We start from the raw sequence: 18968 nt of genomic DNA on the forward strand, positions 1-18968 counted from the left end.
GCCGATGCCACGCCGCTCTGCCAAAGAAGCCACCTCAGGCCCCTCGCCGGACCCAAGAGAGCAGGAGAACGCCCAGTGGCGGAAGGATGTGGCCTCGCTCTCCTACGAGGAGGCCCTGCAAGCGGCGGATCTTCTGCTGAGCCATCTTCAGAACGACGACATCCCCCTGGCGGAACTGGAGCGGGCCCATCGCCGCGGACAGATCTATCTCGAGCACTGTCATGCCCTGCTCAGCCAACTCGAGCAATCCGTGCTGGAGCTGGATAGTGACACCATGGCGGCGAATGACCCAGCAGACACCACGGCATGACATCAACACAACGGCAAAGCTCCATCCGTCGCTGGATCTATCTCCTGCTCGCGCTGGCTGGAGCCATCCTGCCGTGGCAGGCCAATCTTGACTTCATGCAAAGCAATCCGGGTGGATTCGACCTTCTGGCCTTCATTCAGGATGCCACGATCAATCCTGCGGCCCGCTCCCTCAGTCGAGATCTGCTGATTGCGGCCAGTGCCTTCACCATCTGGATCCTTGCCGAAGCCAAACGGCTCCAGGTAAAGGGCTGGTGGATCTGTCTGCTTGCCTGTGTCTCCATCTCCTTCGCCTGCGGAGGACCGCTGTTTCTCTATTTACGGGAACGACGCCTGAGCGAACTGGAGCCTGAGGCCCAGGCATGATCGCCGGAAGGTGAGCCCGTTCCAGCACAGCTTCATCCCTCCACATCTTCAGCCTGCACATCCACCGTCATCTCACTCGCCGGGGCCGAATCGGGCTCCACAGACGCCGGTGTTGGGAGTTCAGCGCCACAGACACGACATCGCTCCCCAGGGGAGAAGCTCATCACCCCGCAGGAAGGGCATGCGACCATACGCCGCTGGAGCAAGGTCCAACCGAGCCAGCCCAGACCACCGAGGATGAGGGGCAACGCCAGCAGAAACAGCACCACACCACCGGCCACATCCAGAAGGGCACGCCCGGCCGGGCTGGGGAGCAGCAACAGCACAAGAACGAGAATCCAGACCAGAGGAGTAGGGCGAAGCACAAATCGTCGCAGCGCAATCCTCAGTGTGGCCGATCAGAAGCGTTTCAAGCGCTGTTTCGCCAGAACCACGCTCCAGCATTGACCGAAATAAATCACCACGCCCACCGTCCAAACCCAGAGTGTGAGCACAAGCACGCTGCCAATCACTCCATAGGCCTGATAACGAGATCCAAGCGAAAGGATACTTCGGCTCACAGCGAGATTGAGCACCGTGAGCAACACACCGATCAAAAAAGCGCCTGGGATCAAGGGGCGCAAAGGAACGCGGCGACTGGGCAAGAAAAACTGCAGCAGCAATGCCATGCCAGCAAAGCCCAGACAGGGCACTAAAAACTGACCAAACGAGAGCACAGGAATGCGCCGGAGTGCCTGATCCAGCCAGGGCAACCCTTCAAGCGAGCGATGCAATGCCGTGGCTGGAATCATGCGCAGATTGGCGCTGATCTGATCGAGAACGATCAGAAGACCAATCAGAATCACCAAAAAGAAAGCCTCTAAACGCACCCTCAGGAACTGAATCACCTGCTGATGCCAATTGGCATTCGGGGCAGCATCTGGGTAGTAATCAAGCCATATTCTGTCGGCACCACGCTGAAGCGTAAGGTACACATTTCCTGCCGTCACCAATAAAACACCTGCGCCTAAAAGGCCAGCACCAACCCCTTGCCGGATCAGCTGCTCAAGAGTGGTTTGGACAATACCAACCGCCATGGGCGGCAAAATTCCAGCGGTGTAATCAACAATTTGCTGATCCAGCCCTTCTTGTCGCCCCAAAAACCAGGAGGTGACCGCAAGGACAATCAGCAGGAGAGGAAAGATGGATTGCAGCGTGTAATACGCAAACGCGGCACTGAGATCGACGCAGTCGCATTCCGCCCAGCGCACATAGGCTTGCCACAGCGAACGCACAACGCGCTTCCAGACAAGCCACCGACGCATCAACCTTGAACCTTCACCACGCCTCAACGGTAGCGTTCGGGGGTGCAGACAACAAAAAAGCCACCCCGAGAGGGTGGCTTTTCAGCGCAACGGGATGGAATACTCCGATCCGATTGCGATGGGTTGAGAATTGTTTTACCTGGCATCGAGCTATTTTCTCAGGGGGCTACCCCCCAAATATCGTCGCCGCTGCTGCGTTTCACAACCGAGTTCGAGATGGATCGGAGTGGGACCACAGCGCCATGGACACCAGGATAGTTTCAATTCTCTAGGGGGTGAACCCTGAGAACTGCATAGGTTGTCGCAACAGAGGTTGCTACGTCTGGATGGAATAAAACATGTCTCTTGGGCAAGAACCAATGGTTTGGTCAAGCCCTCGGTCTATTAGTACTCCTCCGCTGCATCCATTACTGGACTTCCACGTAGAGCCTATCAACGGGTGTTCTTCCCGTGACCTTACTGGGTTACCCCATGGGAACACTCATCTTGAGGTGGGCTTCCCACTTAGATGCTTTCAGCGGTTATCCACTCCGCACATGGCTACCCAGCGTTTACCGTTGGCACGATAACTGGTACACCAGAGGTGCGTTCCTCCCGGTCCTCTCGTACTAGGGAGAAATCCTCTCAATGTTCCTACGCATACACCGGATATGGACCGAACTGTCTCACGACGTTCTGAACCCAGCTCGCGTACCGCTTTAATGGGCGAACAGCCCAACCCTTGGGACCGACTTCAGCCCCAGGTTGCGATGAGCCGACATCGAGGTGCCAAACCTCCCCGTCGATGTGAACTCTTGGGGGAGATCAGCCTGTTATCCCTAGAGTAACTTTTATCCGTTGAGCGACGGCCCTTCCACTCAGAACCGTCGGATCACTAAAGCCGACTTTCGTCCCTGTTCGACTTGTAGGTCTCACAGTCAAGCTTGCTTCTGCTTTTGCACTCGTCGGCTGATTTCCAACCAGCCTGAGCAAACCTTTGCGCGCCTCCGTTACCTTTTAGGAGGCGACCGCCCCAGTCAAACTGCCCACCTGATACTGTCCGCTCCCCGGATAACGGGTGAACGTTAGAACCCTAGCTCTGAAAGAGTGGTATCTCACCATTGACTCCCTAGCACCCACAAGCACTAGATCAACGTCTCCCACCTATCCTGCGCATTCAGAGCCCGGGCACAATACCAAGCTACAGTAAAGCTTCATAGGGTCTTTCTGTCCGGGTGTATGTAGTCCGCATCTTCACAGACAATTCTATTTCGCCGAGCCTCTCTCCGAGACAGCTCCCAGATCGTTACGCCTTTCGTGCGGGTCGGAACTTACCCGACAAGGAATTTCGCTACCTTAGGACCGTTATAGTTACGGCCGCCGTTCACCGGGGCTTCAGTCGCCAGCTTCGCTTACGCTGACCGGCTTCCTTAACCTTCCGGCACTGGGCAGGCGTCAGCCCCCATACATCGTCTTGCGACTTAGCGGAGACCTGTGTTTTTGGTAAACAGTCGCCTGGGACTCTTCACTGCGACCAGCTCGCGCTGGCACCCCTTCTCCCGAAGTTACGGGGCCATTTTGCCGAGTTCCTTAGAGAGAGTTACCTCGCGCACCTCGGTATTCTCTACCACCCCACCTGTGTCGGTTTCGGGTACTGGCAGTTATGCCTTAACGGGTATAGAGCTTTTCTTGGAAGCATGACGTCACCAACTTCGCTGCCGTAGCAGCTCGTACTCACGCCTCAGCTCGGATCGTTTTCGCCGATCCTCAACGCCTCGAACGCTTGAACCAGTAACCAACATCTGGCTTGGCTAGCCTTCTCCGTCCCTCTTCCCAAAACATAACCGGTACAGGAATGTTGACCTGTTATCCATCGACTACGCCTTTCGGCCTCGCCTTAGGTCCAGACTAACCCTCCGCGGACGAGCCTGCCGGAGGAACCCTTAGGGTTTCGGTGCATGGGATTCTCACCCATGTTTTCGCTACTCAAGCCGACATTCTCACTTCCATGCAGTCCACGCCCGCTCACGCTAACGCTTCACCCCACATGGAACGCTCCCCTACCATAAATCCGCAGCTTCGGTACAACGCTTAGCCCCGTTCATTTTCGGCGCAGGATCGCTCGACCAGTGAGCTATTACGCACTCCTTTGAGGATGGCTGCTTCTAGGCAAACCTCCTGGTTGTCTGGGCAATCCCACCTCCTTTATCACTTAGCGTTGATTTGGGGACCTTAGCTGGCGGTCTGGGCTGTTTCCCTCTCGACCATGGAGCTTATCCCCCACAGTCTGACTGCCTCGCTACACACAGGGTATTCAGAGTTCATCTCGATTTGGTACCGCTCTCGCAGCCCGCACCGAAATGGTGGCTTTACCCCCCTGCTGGAGCACGAGACGCTACGCCTCAACGTATTTCGGGGAGAACCAGCTAGCTCCGGGTTCGATTGGCATTTCACCCCTAACCACAGCTCATCCGCTGATTTTTCAACATCAGTCGGTTCGGACCTCCACTTGGTATCACCCAAGCTTCATCCTGGCCATGGTTAGATCACCCGGGTTCGGGTCTATAAACACTGACAAACGCCCTATTCAGACTCGCTTTCGCTATGGCTCCACCATTTCCGGTTTAACCCGCCAGTGCCTATAAGTCGCCGGCTCATTCTTCAACAGGCACACGGTCACCCGATCAGTCGGGCTCCCATTGCTTGTAAGCTCACGGTTTCATGTTCTATTTCACTCCCCTCCCGGGGTTCTTTTCACCTTTCCCTCGCGGTACTGTTTCGCTATCGGTCACACAGGAGTACTTAGCCTTACGAGGTGGTCCTCGCGGATTCACACGGAATTTCACGTGCTCCGTGCTACTCGGGATACAGCTAGGCCAACGCTCCTTTCGAATACGGGGCTTTCACCCTCTGTGGCGCGCCATTCAAACGCTTCTTCTAGGTTTGTTGGTCCACATTGCTGTCCCACAACCCCGATGGTCGAAACCATCGGTTTAGGCTCTTCCCCGTTCGCTCGCCGCTACTGAGGGAGTCGTTTTTACTTTCCTTTCCTCCAGCTACTAAGATGTTTCAGTTCGCTGGGTTGGCTCGCGCTACCCTATGGATTCAGGTAGCCGTTCTAGGGGTTGCCCCATTCGGAAATTCCCGGATCAAAGCGTGTTTCCAGCTCCCCGAGACTTATCGCAGGTAACCACGTCCTTCATCGCCTCTGTGTGCCAAGGTATCCACCGTGAGCCCTTTGTAGCTTGACCAAATTAATCTCCATCATGCTTGCTGTTGTTGAAAACAGATTCTCATTGATTCCTTTCAGAATCAACAATCAAACTCCCACTTGCTCGACACAAGCAGAAGAACACCATGGAGTCTCGGCTCTTGCTCTAGAATTCACATCCTCTCATTACCATCACCCTTTCGGGTAACAATACTGAAAGAATGCATCATCCATGAGATGCTTTATTCTTTCCAGACTCACCTATGCAGTTGTCAAGGTTCTGCTAGACTTCAAATCAAAACGAAAAAGCTATCTCGCGATAACCCTGACACCTGATTCGAGCCCAGCATCTTATCAACTAAAATTCAATCCATGATTGAATCTCAGAATGACAGGAAGCTGGGGTCTCCAGCGGACACATCTAAATCACACACCAAAATCATTCAACTCCAAAAATAGGAGCTGGGGATCACGTTCGGTCAGTGGAGGTTAGGAGACTCGAACTCCTGACATCCTGCTTGCAAAGCAGGCGCTCTACCAACTGAGCTAAACCCCCAACACCGAATGGGCCATCCTGGACTTGAACCAGGGACCTCACCCTTATCAGGGGTGCGCTCTAACCACCTGAGCTAATGGCCCAGGAGTCTCATCCCTTTTGGGGTGTGACCTAGACAAAGTTTAGGAACTAAGAATTGATTCCATCTCCATTTGTATTTCTACAAATCAGATGAATTCAAAGCTGAGGTACCGATCGACCTAAGGTGACAGGATTTTGACCTAAGAATAAAAGTACTCAGGCATCAAAATCATTGTGTGTCTCCCTGTTAGGAGGTGATCCAGCCGCACCTTCCGGTACGGCTACCTTGTTACGACTTCACCCCAGTCATCAGCCCCACCTTCGACGTCCTCCTCCACAAGGGTTGGAGTAACGGCTTCGGGCGTGGCCAACTTCCATGGTGTGACGGGCGGTGTGTACAAGGCCCGGGAACGTATTCACCGCAGTATGCTGACCTGCGATTACTAGCGATTCCTCCTTCACGTAGGCGAGTTGCAGCCTACGATCTGAACTGAGCCACGGTTTATGGGATTTGCTAGCTCTCGCGAGTTTGCTGCCCTTTGTCCGTAGCATTGTAGTACGTGTGTAGCCCAGGATGTAAGGGGCATGATGACTTGACGTCATCCACACCTTCCTCCGGTTTATCACCGGCGGTCTCTCTAGAGTGCCCAACTGAATGCTGGCAACTAAAGACGTGGGTTGCGCTCGTTGCGGGACTTAACCCAACATCTCACGACACGAGCTGACGACAGCCATGCACCACCTGTCACTGCGTTCCCGAAGGCACTCTCCCGTTTCCAGGAGATTCGCAGGATGTCAAACCCTGGTAAGGTTCTTCGCGTTGCATCGAATTAAACCACATACTCCACCGCTTGTGCGGGCCCCCGTCAATTCCTTTGAGTTTCACACTTGCGTGCGTACTCCCCAGGCGGAACACTTAACGCGTTGGCTACGACACCGAGGGGGTCGATTCCCCCGACACCTAGTGTTCATCGTTTACGGCCAGGACTACAGGGGTATCTAATCCCTTTCGCTCCCCTGGCTTTCGTCCATGAGCGTCAGTTATGGCCCAGCAGAGCGCCTTCGCCACTGGTGTTCTTCCCGATATCTACGCATTTCACCGCTACACCGGGAATTCCCTCTGCCCCTACCACACTCTAGCCCAACAGTTTCCACTGCCACGATGGAGTTAAGCTCCACTTTTTAACAGCAGACTTGAAGGGCCGCCTGCGGACGCTTTACGCCCAATAATTCCGGATAACGCTTGCCACTCCCGTATTACCGCGGCTGCTGGCACGGAATTAGCCGTGGCTTATTCCTCAAGTACCGTCAGATCTTCTTCCTTGAGAAAAGAGGTTTACAGCCCAGAGGCCTTCATCCCTCACGCGGCGTTGCTCCGTCAGGCTTTCGCCCATTGCGGAAAATTCCCCACTGCTGCCTCCCGTAGGAGTCTGGGCCGTGTCTCAGTCCCAGTGTGGCTGATCATCCTCTCAGACCAGCTACTGATCGATGCCTTGGTAGGCCTTTACCCCACCAACTAGCTAATCAGACGCGAGCTCATCCTCAGGCGAAATTCGTTTCACCTCGCGGCATATGGGGTATTAGCAGCCGTTTCCAGCTGTTGTCCCCCTCCTGAGGGCAGATTCTCACGCGTTACTCACCCGTCCGCCACTAACCCGAAGGTTCGTTCGACTTGCATGTGTTAAGCACGCCGCCAGCGTTCATCCTGAGCCAGGATCAAACTCTCCGTTGTAGATCATTTCCTCTTGCATCTTGCTCTCTCAAGCAACACACTCAAAATGATTTGCGTCACCCACAATCATGCACTGGCGTACACAATCGCAGTTGAGGCCTCCTTCCTCTGACAGAAGGGTTCAAAGAGTGCACTTAGAATCTCTCCCTCGTGACTTTCCAGGATCTCAGATCCGGTTTGTCGCTCCATCAATTCGCACACCGGCAACACAGAAGCTCGTGAAAACTTCCCTGTTGCAGCGAATGACTTCAACGCAACATAAAATGTTTGACGGGACCTCACACCTTCATCGCTTCTCATCTCATCCACTCCAATGAACCTCTCAGCTCCTTGGCCGGATCAGACGCAATGAAAGCGTCAGTTCCTAAACTTTTTGATTGTCCAGGTTCTGCCGTCGCGCTCCCTCTTCAGGAGCGGTGGGCGGTGCGGTCTCTCGCGACCGCTTGTGAAACTTACAACACCGTCGGATCGCTCCTCTTGGTCTCGTAAGCACCGATTGACGCAAGCAGCTCTCGCTTCTCTCGCCTCTCGGCTGCGCTTCAGGCCTCAGCCCCCCGCGCAGTCCAAAAACATAACCCATCAACCCCTGAACACGCAACTTCAGAACCCAGGGGGCAAGCAACTGGCTCGGCTTCAGCGGCCCAAAAGCGCCTCACCCCAAGGCATCAGGCGATCGAGCTGTTGAGAGGACGCGGCCGCCAGAACAGGGAAATCCGCTTCCGCCAGGTCCATCCCCGGCCGCAGATCGCCCGGATTCGCCGCCAACCAGCGCAGGGGGCACTCCAACTCCGTCAACACCAACCAAGCCGCCGCCAAATCCCAGATCTTCGGCGTGGCTTCGAGCGCGGCTACGGTTTGGCCCATCGCCACACTGAGCAAATTGAGGCTGGCAACGCCCAGCAAACGGATCTTCCCGGGAAAGGGATGGTCGGGGCGGTGCTGCAACACACGGATCGCCCGACTGCAGAGCGACACGCAAGCGCTGTCAGCCGCCAAGCGGGTCTGGGGCGTGAGGCGTTTGCCATTGCGCCAGGCACCCTTGCCGCGAATCGCCACGATGCGCTGACGAAGGGAGGGCACCTCCAAAAATGCCTCCATCGGCTGCCCGTCCACACAACGAGCGACAGAAATGGCCCAATAGGGAATGCCGGCAGCGAAGTTGGTGGTGCCATCCAGCGGATCCACCACCCAATAGGCCGGACTCTCAGGAACCGATTTCACCCCCTCCTCACTGAGCACCCCTTCCCCTGGGGCCATAGACGCCAATCCCGCCACGATCGTGGCGTCGCTCCAGCGATCACAGGCCGTGATCAGGGTGCCGTCTGGCTTGACATCCGAGACGATGTGGCCGAAATCCTGTCGTTGGCGTTCAGCGACCCGATCCAGGAGCTGATGGACGCCATTCAGCTGCTGGGCAGTGAGCGGAGAGGCCACCACGCCGATTTATCCCTGTGCTGCGACCTGGGAGGCGATGCAGGCGGGGCGATTCGGTGATGGCTCAATCGGCACCAGATAGGTGTCGTCTTCAGGGGGCCTCTCGGCAGGCAACTTCGCGGCCTGACAGGCCTCGACCTGATCCAGACCAGTGCGCCGACGCAACTGAGCGATGCTGTTGTTGTAGAGAAGAATGGAATCGGCGTAGCGCACCTGGGCCTGGGTGAGGTCCCGCTGGGTATCCACCACTTCCCTTTGGGTGGTCACACCAGCCTGAAAACGCAGTCGAGCCAGTCGCAATGACTCTCGTGCTGAAAGCACCTCGCGAGACGTCGTGAAGATGTTTTGGTTGGCTTTGCGCAGGTCGTAATAGCTGTCTTCGACCTCATTACGGATGCGGTCGCGCTCTGCCGCGAAGTTGAATTCGTTCTCCTGCGCTCTCTGCTTGTTGCGGCGGTACTCAGCCCGGGCACGACCCCCATCAAAAATATTCCAGGTGGCAGAAAGCCCGACAGCATTATCAAGATTCCAACCATAGTAATCGGTTTCCACCGGTGGGATGGCGTTGGTTTCACCGGAATAACGGCCGGTCTGGAATGTGTTGTAGATCGACAGAATCGGCTGCACAGCTGCAAGGGCAGCGTTGGCGTTGCTGTTGCTGATCGAGATGTCGAGGATGATGCGATCGAGTTCCTCGCGGAAGGCGTAGGCGGCTACCACGCTCTCCTGAAGGGAGGGCTGCCAGATGCCGATCACTTCAGCCGGCATGGCAGCGGTGGGGCTGACGTCCTGGGGCAGATCGAGCAGGGCAGCGAGGGAGCGACGGGCCTGGCTCTGGCGACTTAAGCCATTGGTGAGCACCTGCTGGTCGCGAGCGAGCTGGGTCTCGGCCTCGAGCACCTCCAGCTTGGTGGCCACCCCGGCCTGAAAGCGGGCGCGGGCATCTTTGAGGCTCACCAAGGAGGCGCGCACCGACTGCTGACCAATACGCACCTCCTCATCAGAACGCTGCAGCTCGAAATAGGCCGTCGCAGCCTGAAGTCGCAGTTCCCGCAGCGTGATCAAATAAGTGTCACGGGCCTTTTCAAAATTGTCGCGAGCGGCAGCGATCTGGGGAACCCGAGCCGGATCGATCAGGTTCCACTGCACCTGAGCAGCAAAATTCGCCGTCCACTGGCTGCTGTTGGTGAGCTGACCATCTTCTTCCTGAAGGCCTGTGGTGGGGTTGATGAAGCGATTGGATCCGAAATCCTGACGCTCACCAGCGAAATACTGGGGAAGGCCATTCGCTGAAAGGTTGACCGTGGGGTACCAGGAGGAAATGGCGGCACGCAACTGGGACTTCGCCTGGTCCACCTGGCTCTTGACCGCCTTGAGGCTGGGGTTGTTGACCTCCATCAGCCGCTCGGCTTGCTGCAAGGTGAGCGGACGGAGCTCACGGATGCGCACCTGGGCGGGCTTGTCGGGCAGGGCGAGATTGGGGGGGGCCTGCAGGGGCGCCAGGTCGTCTGGAAGGGTGGTGGCCGCAGGCGCCAGTACGGAAGGATCAGCCTGCGGACGGGTGCCCTTGAGCTCAATCGCCGTGGGCAGGGTGGACTGATCGATCAGAGCGCCGGCCTGGGCGGCTTCGGAGCCGACTGGAGCTTCAGCCGATTCAGCCTGAGCGCGCACCTGCAGGGGAACGCCAGCAGCGAGAACGCCTGAGAGGAGAAGACAGCTGGCAGCAGACCGGCGCACGGCAACAAATAATCTCGACGGAGCTTAGTGGCTTTTGGCGGTGTCTCCGAGAGCGGCGGCAACGATGTCAGCTGCTCCATGCACGATTCGAATCGAAACGGGCAAGGCCGCCTCGAGGGCCTCCAGCGTCATGTCATCCAGAAACACCGGCTCTCCCTGGCGCAACATCACCGACGGCAGCAACAGCTGATCGCCGAGATCGCAGCCAGCCAGACCTCTGATCAGATCCTCCCCTGTGAGCAGGCCTGTTACCACCTGATCCTGCCCCCAGTAGGGGCTGGGCAAGCCGTAAAGGCGGAGCGACACCCCATCCACCGCATTGAGGCGCGCCGCCACCGGAGCCAGCGCCTGTTCCACCAGTCGCCCCACCACCCAACTGCTGCGCAGCGGCCGCACAGCGCGCTCCGGCAGTTCGAGGCTGGCCTGATCGAGCGCTTCCAGGAAGGCGCGAATGCTGCCGACGCCGTTTTCCTGCTGGGGGAGATCTTCATAGGCGTCCCTCGGCGGCAAGGGCAGTCCAGCAATCAGATACCACTCATCCGACAGCCAGGCGAAACGACTGCCGAGACGCTCCTGGAAACGGTTCTGCCAGCGCTCCACCTGGGCGATCACAACGCGGGCCTGCGCTGGATCCACCGGCACCAGGCCATCACCAGCCGGCCGAAACCGGGTGAGCCCCACGGGCACCACGGCCGCCGAAAGCACGGCGGGCCAGTCGCCTGCGGCAAACTGCGCCAGATCCTCCAAGGTGCGATCCAGAGCTTCGCCATCGTTCAGCCCCGGACAGACCACCACCTGGGCATGGATCTGCAGATCTCGCTCCGCGAACCAACGCAGTTGGTCCATGAGCAAGGCTGCGCGGGGGTTCTCGAGCAGTCGGCTGCGCAACTGCGGATCGGTGGCATGCACCGACACAAACAGCGGGGAGAGGCGCTGGCTCTCAATGCGCTGCCAGTCGGCATCCGTGAGATTGGTGAGGGTGAGGTAAGAGCCGTAGAGAAAGCTGAGGCGATAGTCGTCGTCTTTGAGGTAGAGGCTGCTGCGATGCCCTGGCGGCTGCTGATCGATGAAGCAGAAGGGGCAGTGGTTGTTGCATTGGCGCAGGCCATCGAACAAGGCTTCGGTGAACTGCAGGCCCAAGCCGTCATCGGCCTCCTTCTCGAGATCGACGGCGTGGTGCTCCCCCGCCGCATCGCGCACTTCCAGGTGCAGGTCTTCCTCCACGATCAGATACCGGTAATCGATCAGATCGCGAGGCCGAATGCCGTTGATGCTGAGGAGCTGATCCCCGGGCTCAAAGCCCAACTGCTCCCCGATCGAGCCGGGCTCCACCGCGGCCACGACCGCCGGGGCGGGCTGTCTCGATGCCGAGTCGGGACGCAGAGCCGACGAGGCGACCCCTGCGGTGGGCTCATTCCACACGCCGTTGCAGCAGATGGTCTCAGTTTGATGCGGAGCCGGACCACCAGACCAGCAGCAGCACTCCGAAGAGCAACCGGTAGATCACAAAGATCCAGGTGCTGTGCCGCTGGAGGTATTTGATCAACCAGTCGATCGCCAACCAAGACACAATCGCCGCCGCAACGATGCCGACCAGCAGAGGCAACACCCCGCCGCCGCTGGGCTCAGAGAAGGCGCCCTTCAGCTCCACCAGACCGGCGATGGTGATGGCAGGAATCCCGAGCAGAAAGGAGAACCGGGCAGCGTCCTGGCGCTGCCAGCCATCGAGGAGAGAAGCCGTCAGCGTGCTGCCGGAACGGGACACACCAGGAATGAGGGCCAGCACCTGAGCCAGACCCACCACAAGACCATCCCGCCCCTCCACCTGGGTGAGCTGCTTCAACCGAGGGCCGATCTTCTCGGCCAGAGCGAGCAGCAGCGCCATCACGATCGACACCACAGCAATGGCGGGAACACTGCGCAGCGGCGATGTTTCATAGCCAGGCCAGAACAACTTGATCGCCAGACCGGCGATCAGGATCGGCACCGTGCCGATGGCCATGGCGAGGCCAAGACGGGCTTCCGGCTCCCGCCACTGCCCCCGACCGATCGCATGGCTAATGCCCTGCAGCACCTCCTGCAGATCGCGACGGAAATAGGCAATCACCGCGACGATGCTGCCCAACTGGATCACGGCGGTCACCGACACGCCGGGATCCCCCCAACCGGCGAGTACCGGCACGATCTTGAGATGGGCGGTGCTGCTGATCGGCAAAAATTCCGTCAACCCCTGCACCACACCGAGCACAAGGTTGCGCCAACAGGCCTCCAGGAGTCCAGGCGCGGTGGCAACGTCGGTCATTGGAGGCTGAAAAGCTCTGGAACGCTATGTCCCAATGCCTCTGGGCACCAGCGTTGGCACGGAGACATCTTCTAAGGTTTCACTTCTTTCTTCACATCTGGAGGCGGTCGGTTGTCGAGCGGCCTGATCAGAACGGCTGCTGTCAGCCCCGATGCGCTCAACGATCAGAACCTGGTTCTGACGCTTCCAAGGCTCAAAGCCCCCAGTCAGGCCGGGCGCTGGGCCGCCGCGCTTGTGGTGTTACCGGTCTTTCTGCAGGCTCCCTGGGTACGCCTGCACCCCTTCAGCGCCGGTGCCTTCACCGTGGTTCTGCTGGCGGTGGCGATCAGCCTGGGGGTTCAGCAAGAGCCCTCCCGCTCCCGTGCCGGCGGGCTCCTGCTCGGCTTCAGCGGTAGCTGGCTGGCGGGCACAGTGTTCTGGGGCTGGTTGCGCGTGCATCCGGCCTGGCATCTACCGGTGGAAGCGATGGCCCTGCCCCTGGCGCTCGCGGGGCTCAACAGTCGCTGGCGCCTCGGCTGCGCCTTCTATCTCTCCTCCCTGCTAGGCACGGCACTCACCGACCTGGCGATGGCCCTCACGGGAGTGATGCGGCTTTGGCCCCAGGTGCTGAACGCGCCGCTCGATCAGGCTCAGCCGCTGTTGCATGAAGCGGCAATCAGCCTGCAGCAGCCAGGCTCCATCGCCATTCTGGCGGCCTTCGCCGCACTGATCCTCGGCCTGGCCCAGGCGTTGCGCCAGCGCGGTGTCAGCGATAGCAGCGGCGATCCGAGCTGGACCGTGGCCGCCGCCGTGTTGGTCACCACGCTGGTGATCGACGGGTTGTTTCTCCTGTCGGCCACCCTTCAACCGAGCCTGAGCGGCCTGATCTGAAACGAACTGCAAAAGCTCCTGCCTCGCGGCGGAGATTGGCTGGGACGCACTTGTAAGGTTTCCTCACCGGCACTGCCGGCAGTCTCGTTCCGATCCCTGACGGAGTATTCCGATGAAGCGGCTGGTCTCCTGGCTGACTGGTGTGATGCTGATGGCCGGCCTGGTGCTGGGCCTGCTCTCTCCCGCCGCTGTGTATGCGGATGACCTGCGCAACGTTGCCGACGACAAAATCGCCGAACGGGGTGACAAGGTTGATCTGAACAATTCCTCGGTGCGCCGTTTCCAGCAGTTCCCTGGGATGTACCCAACCCTGGCTGGCAAGATCGTGCTCGGTGGGCCTTACGACAGCGTCGATGACGTGCTCAATCTCGATCTCACCGAGCGCCAGAAGGAGCTGTTTGAGAAGTACCGCGACAATTTTGTGGTGACCGCACCGTCGATTGCCCTCAATGAAGGTTTTGACCGCATCAACGACGGTCAATACCGCTAATTCCCTCTCTGAGCTCGCGGTCCATCAGGATGCGTCTCATTCCGAACCGCCGGAGCACCCGGCGGTTTTTTGGTTGATGTCATGACCCCGCAGCAGCCATGGAATGAGCCGATTCCCCCGGGCCCCTGGGATGTGATTGTCGTCGGTGCCGGCGCCGCCGGGCTGATGACCTGTCTGGAGCTGCCCGCGGGCCTGCGCATTTTGCTGCTCAACCGCAACACCGGGCGCCGTTCCTCCAGTCGCTGGGCCCAGGGGGGCATCGCCGCCGTGACACGCCCCAACGACACGGCCGCCAGCCATGCCAGCGACACCGTGCGCGCTGGTGCCGGCCTCTGTGATCAGGACGCGGTCAACCTGCTGGTAGAGACCGCACCCGATTGCGTCGCACGCCTGCAACAGCTGGGCATGGCCTTCGATCGCAACAGCAATGGCAGCCTCGCCACCACCCTGGAGGCGGCCCACAGCCACCATCGTGTGCTGCATGTGCAAGACCGCACCGGCAGGGCCCTGGTGGACGTGCTTCGAGAGCGCGTTGAACAGCGGGACGGGCTGCTGCACCGCCGCGGAGTGAGGGTGACACGCCTCTGGGTGGACCGGGGCCGCTGTTGCGGTGTGCAGGTGCTCGATGGCCCGACCCTGCGCTGGATCGGAGCCCGGGCCGTGGTGCTGGCCACCGGCGGCGGTGGCCACCTCTATGCCAACACCACCAATCCCACCCAGGCCTGTGGCGAGGGGGTGGCGCTGGCCTGGCGGGCCGGTGCGGCGGTGGAGGATCTGGAATTCGTGCAATTCCATCCCACGGCCCTGCGGCTGAGCGGCGCCCCCTGCTTTCTGATCTCCGAAGCCGTGCGGGGTGAGGGGGCCGTGCTGGTGGATGCCAGGGGCGGCAACCCGGTGGCCCAGCTCGCGGGTGGCAACCTTGCGCCACGCGATCAGGTGAGTCGCGCCCTGGTGCGGGCCATGCAGGAGCAGGGCAGCGACCACATGGGGCTGGATCTGACCCCGATTCCGCAGGAGCGGGCGCGCCAACGCTTCCCCACGATCCTGGAGCGCTGCCAGAGCTTCGGCCTCCACCCCCTGAAGGAGCCGATCCCGGTGGCGCCTGCCGCCCACTACTGGATGGGGGGCGTGGCCACGGATCTGCAGGCCGCCACCAACCTGCCGGGTCTGTTCGCCGTGGGAGAAGTGGCCTGCACCGGCCTCCACGGCGCCAATCGCCTGGCCAGCAACTCCCTGATGGAATGCCTCGTGTTCGCCCGGCAGCTGCGGCAGATCGCACTGCCGGAAAGGTCGCCGGCCGTGGCCCTCTCCAGCCAAGTCACCCCAAGCTCCGACGCAAGGGCGCTGGAGCACCGCAGCGAACTGAGCGTCGACACCATGATCGCCAGCATCGAGATCTGGCGACAACGCTGCTGGCAGGTGGCCGGCGTTGATCGGGATGCCCGCGCCATGGATCAGGCCCTAAGGCTGGCCCGTTCCGAGCTGACGCGCCTCGAGGCTCAAGCACCGGTGCAGTTGGTGGAGACCCAGGCGGTGGACGCGCAGCATCATCTGGAGGAACGCAGTCGGCGCGAATTGAATCTGCTGCTCGATCTGCAGCACCGACTCCGGGCCAGCGCCCTGCTGTTGGAAGCCTGCCTGTTCCGCCGGGAGAGTCGCGGCGGGCACTACCGCAACGATGCCCCCTGGCCGATGCCCCAATGGCAATGCCACTCCAGGCAGCAATGGGGCCAGGCGATCAGCACCCGCCCCATCAACCGCTGAAGCCGCCGCAAGCGATCAGAAGTCAGAAGGCCCCTTGTAATCGGAGAGCCGGGCCAGGGATTTCAGAGGCTTCACACCCGAATCCAGCTTGCCGTTGATCTCCCAGGTGGGAAATCCCTCGATGCCCTTCTGCTGGCAGAGCTTGGTTTGGCTGTTCTGGCCATCCGGCGCACATTCCACAACCTTGAGTTGTTCGGTGGCTTCCTTACCGAAGAGCTCCTTCTGTTCGTGGCAATGGGGGCACCAATAGGCGGAATACATCACCGCACCGGAGGCGGTGAGGTGCTCGGCAAGAGCGAGGGTGGAGGCATTGCTAGCGGTGGTGACCGCAGGCGGTGCGCCCGGACCGGTGACCGGGGCACCCGGACGGTCGGGATCCACCACCGAAGCCCAGATCAGACCGCCCAACAGAACGGCCAGCGCCAGCAAGACGCCCCGGAACAGCAGCGGCGCCGGATCCTCCCAGCCCCCTCCCGCCACGGCCAGCACGAGCAGGGTCAGCGAGATCAGGGCCGAGAGCACGCAGAAGAAACAGAAGGCCTGGATCTTGAAGACCATCAGCCCCACGAGCACGAGGCTGAACACGGCCATACCCGTCGCCACCGTGAAAAGGCCCCACCAGGTGCGGCGAGACAGATCGGTTTTGTTCTCCGCCAGCCCCGGGAGCAGGGGAAGAATCGCCATCACCAGCACGGCCAGATAGGCCAGCAGTCCCACAAAGGAAAGGGGGATACTGAAGCCATCTCCTCGGGCGATCGTTCCCCAGGCGCTGTTGAGCACCTTGTCGCAGCCCTCGGCGCCGCCAGGGCAGCTAAGGGACCCGAGCAGCCCCCACCGCTTCAAGGTGATCGAACCCGTATCGATCACCCCCACCGTGGCCAGAACGGCCATGGCGATGCGCACCCATTTCGATCCGGAGTCCTGCCGGCGGCGACTGGTGAGGCGGGTGGTGGCCATGAACACAGCGCGAATGCCGTGATTATCGCTGCGACGGCCGCTCTTTCTGCAGCTGCAAACTCTGAATCGGACGCCCCACGGCAATGCCCTCGCGGTCGAACGCCTCCTTCAAACGCAACCGAAACTCCCGGCCGACCAACCACTGAGCATGGGGCTGGGTGCGGATCCAGATGCGGATCAGGGAACCCTGATGGTTGATCGCATCCACCCCAAGGATGTCCGGGGTCCCAATCAGACAATCGGCCCAGTCGGGGTCGGCGGCCAGGCCATCAGCCACCTGGCGCGCCAGCTGCAACACCTGGCGCAGATCCTGATCGAGCTGCACCTCGATCTCGAAATTCACCCGCGACCAATCCTTGGTGAGGTTCTCCACCACGCGGATCTGACCATTCGGCAAGGTGATGACCTGGCCGTCCCAGCCACGCAGCTGGGTGATGAACAGGTTGAGGCTCTCCACAAAGCCGGAGTGGGGCGGGATGGTGATGACATCGCCGATCGCGTAGCGATCGTGATACAGATTCATCGCTCCGTTCAGAAGGTCCTCCAGCAGGTTGCGGGCCAGGAGGCCAAGGCCCACCGCCAGCACCCCAGCACCGGTGAACACCCGCTGATCCACCCCGAGCAGGAGCAGGCTCATCACCAAGCCCACCACCACCATCAGCAGGGTGAGGGCACCGCGCAGAACGCGGGAATAGGTCACTCCACGAAGGGCGTAGCGACGGTTGCTCTCCTCCTGGGCCGACATCCGTCGCACCCAGCTCTGCACGTTGTAATTGAGCACCAACAACGCTCCGAAGCGAGCCACCAAGAGCAACAACCAGGTGATCAGCAGGGCGATGGCCTGATAAAACACGACCTCCGAACCGAAGCGGGTGACCGGAAACAGGAACGCCACCAGCACCAAGGCCGCCAGCCCGCACACGAGGCGCAGAAAATTGGCGATCATCAATCCCTGATCCAGCAGGTTGAGCCCTTGGGTGACAAGGGCCTGACGGCTGACGACCGCCGCAGGCAGATGAAAACGCTTACTCAGCCAACGGGGTGAGGCCGCAGCTTCCGTTTGCGCTGGTTGCGCCGCCGCGATGGCGTACTGGCGGGTCCCTTCCCTGAGGGCGTTCTCCCGGTGCCTGAGGCGGCGCTGGAGCTGGCGCATCAAATGGCGCAGCAGCGAGAGCACGACAATCACCCCCGCCGCCACGAGCAGGATGAGCAGAGCGATCTGCAGGCGGGCGAAGGGATAGCGACGGTCGTACTCGGCACCCCAGAGCTGTTCGCTGAGCGAGGCGCGGATCTGCATCCGCCAGCGTTCGGCCAAAACGGCGATGGTGAGAGCGCTCTGCAGCGCATCCGGCCGGGTGACGGTCACCAGCACCTGTCGTGGCAGCAGGGCGTCAGCGGCATCAGGCAGGTAAAGCACGGTGGCTTTGTTGCGGATGCCGATCGCCACAGGTGGCGTGAACGGATGCAGCGGCTTGGCTGTGCTGAACAACCAGAACAGCCGCCCCTGCCCCGCCGACGCCGGCAGGGGAGCAAGGGGCTGCTCGCGCCAGCGTCGCACCATCGCCTGGCGCAGTTCTGCCAGGGTCACCTGCACAGCCTCGGCACGACGTTCCGCCTGGAGCGCGGCAGCAGTGCTGCCCATCCCCGAGCTGGGCTGATACGCCAGCACCATCTCGCCATGCTGTGCCGAGGCCAATCGGGACAGCACCACATCGCTGCACCAGAACCGGCCACAGCGACTGGCGCTGATGGTGTCCCACCAGGGGCGCAGTTGCTCGCTGCCAGCCTCAACGGGGGCAGGATCCAGCGCCGGCATCTGTGCCGGTGATGGCACCCCGGGGACGAGCAGCAGGGCCAGCGCCAGGATCAGGGTCAGCAGCCAGGGCACGGGGAACCACCGGATTGCCGCGGCCGAGACCGCGTCTCTGTGGCCAGT

Annotated in this window: 13 protein-coding genes, 2 tRNA genes and 3 rRNA genes; 5 read left to right on the forward strand and 13 right to left on the reverse strand. The window is 60.3% G+C overall.

The features are described 5' to 3' along the window. The first annotated feature begins 4 nt into the window (after nt 1-4). Both xseB and SynWH8101_RS12305 read left to right on the forward strand, forming a co-directional pair. Nucleotides 5-310, forward strand: a complete 306-nt coding sequence (gene xseB, locus SynWH8101_RS12300) for an exodeoxyribonuclease VII small subunit (protein ID WP_130129998.1) — start codon at nt 5-7, stop codon at nt 308-310. After that, nucleotides 307-675 carry a DUF2834 domain-containing protein gene (locus SynWH8101_RS12305; protein ID WP_130129999.1) on the forward strand — a complete coding sequence of 123 codons (369 nt, stop codon included), beginning with the start codon at nt 307-309 and terminating at the stop codon, nt 673-675. Before xseB ends, SynWH8101_RS12305 begins: the two co-directional genes overlap by 4 nt. A gap of 32 nt (nt 676-707) precedes the next feature. Here SynWH8101_RS12305 and SynWH8101_RS12310 read toward each other — a convergent pair whose 3' ends face one another. The 11 genes from SynWH8101_RS12310 to SynWH8101_RS12360 form a co-directional block, all read right to left on the reverse strand. Next, nucleotides 708-1040, reverse strand: a complete 333-nt coding sequence (locus tag SynWH8101_RS12310) for a hypothetical protein (RefSeq protein WP_130130000.1) — start codon at nt 1038-1040, stop codon at nt 708-710. 33 nt (nt 1041-1073) lie between these two features. Next, on the reverse strand, nt 1074-1979 hold the full coding sequence (locus tag SynWH8101_RS12315) for a YihY/virulence factor BrkB family protein (RefSeq protein WP_130130001.1): 906 nt from the start codon (nt 1977-1979) through the stop codon (nt 1074-1076). Between the two features lie 137 nt (nt 1980-2116). Further along, nucleotides 2117-2233 (reverse strand): 5S ribosomal RNA (rrf, locus tag SynWH8101_RS12320). Between the two features lie 110 nt (nt 2234-2343). Beyond that, nucleotides 2344-5209 (reverse strand): 23S ribosomal RNA (locus SynWH8101_RS12325). A 443-nt stretch (nt 5210-5652) separates the two neighbouring features. Further along, nucleotides 5653-5725: transfer RNA gene (locus tag SynWH8101_RS12330), tRNA-Ala, on the reverse strand. 9 nt (nt 5726-5734) lie between these two features. Continuing rightward, a tRNA-Ile gene (locus tag SynWH8101_RS12335) sits at nt 5735-5808 on the reverse strand. A gap of 185 nt (nt 5809-5993) precedes the next feature. After that, nucleotides 5994-7478, reverse strand: a 16S ribosomal RNA gene (locus SynWH8101_RS12340). Together the 16S, 23S and 5S rRNA genes with 2 tRNA genes alongside form the textbook arrangement of a ribosomal RNA operon. Before the next feature lie 633 nt (nt 7479-8111). Then, on the reverse strand, nt 8112-8915 hold the full coding sequence (locus tag SynWH8101_RS12345; RefSeq protein ID WP_130130002.1) for an inositol monophosphatase family protein: 804 nt from the start codon (nt 8913-8915) through the stop codon (nt 8112-8114). A 6-nt stretch (nt 8916-8921) separates the two neighbouring features. Then, nucleotides 8922-10649, reverse strand: coding sequence for a TolC family protein (locus tag SynWH8101_RS12350; protein WP_130130003.1), 1728 nt, complete (start codon nt 10647-10649; stop codon nt 8922-8924). 24 nt (nt 10650-10673) lie between these two features. Further along, on the reverse strand, nt 10674-12071 hold the full coding sequence (locus SynWH8101_RS12355) for a TIGR03279 family radical SAM protein (RefSeq protein WP_130130004.1): 1398 nt from the start codon (nt 12069-12071) through the stop codon (nt 10674-10676). 19 nt (nt 12072-12090) lie between these two features. Then, a complete protein-coding gene (locus SynWH8101_RS12360) occupies nt 12091-12951 on the reverse strand; it encodes an undecaprenyl-diphosphate phosphatase (protein WP_130130005.1) in 861 nt (286 codons plus the stop codon). A 111-nt stretch (nt 12952-13062) separates the two neighbouring features. On the opposite strand from SynWH8101_RS12360, the gene SynWH8101_RS12365 reads away from it, so the two are divergent. The 3 genes from SynWH8101_RS12365 to nadB all read left to right on the forward strand — a co-directional run bounded on the left by SynWH8101_RS12365 (nt 13063) and on the right by nadB (nt 16075). Next, on the forward strand, nt 13063-13821 hold the full coding sequence (locus SynWH8101_RS12365) for a DUF3120 domain-containing protein (RefSeq protein WP_130130006.1): 759 nt from the start codon (nt 13063-13065) through the stop codon (nt 13819-13821). A 112-nt stretch (nt 13822-13933) separates the two neighbouring features. Then, nucleotides 13934-14311 carry a photosystem II complex extrinsic protein PsbU gene (gene psbU / locus SynWH8101_RS12370; protein ID WP_130130007.1) on the forward strand — a complete coding sequence of 126 codons (378 nt, stop codon included), beginning with the start codon at nt 13934-13936 and terminating at the stop codon, nt 14309-14311. A gap of 81 nt (nt 14312-14392) precedes the next feature. After that, complete coding sequence (gene nadB, locus SynWH8101_RS12375) at nt 14393-16075, forward strand: L-aspartate oxidase (protein WP_130130008.1); 1683 nt, start codon at nt 14393-14395, stop codon at nt 16073-16075. Between the two features lie 15 nt (nt 16076-16090). On the opposite strand, the gene SynWH8101_RS12380 is transcribed toward nadB, so the two are convergent. Both SynWH8101_RS12380 and SynWH8101_RS12385 read right to left on the reverse strand, forming a co-directional pair. After that, complete coding sequence (locus SynWH8101_RS12380) at nt 16091-17032, reverse strand: vitamin K epoxide reductase family protein (RefSeq protein ID WP_130130009.1); 942 nt, start codon at nt 17030-17032, stop codon at nt 16091-16093. Between the two features lie 22 nt (nt 17033-17054). Next, complete coding sequence (locus SynWH8101_RS12385) at nt 17055-18920, reverse strand: mechanosensitive ion channel family protein (protein WP_130130010.1); 1866 nt, start codon at nt 18918-18920, stop codon at nt 17055-17057. Nucleotides 18921-18968: the final 48 nt, after the last annotated feature.

This window comes from Synechococcus sp. WH 8101, from assembly GCF_004209775.1.
In the GTDB taxonomy this organism is placed as follows: domain Bacteria; phylum Cyanobacteriota; class Cyanobacteriia; order PCC-6307; family Cyanobiaceae; genus Synechococcus_C.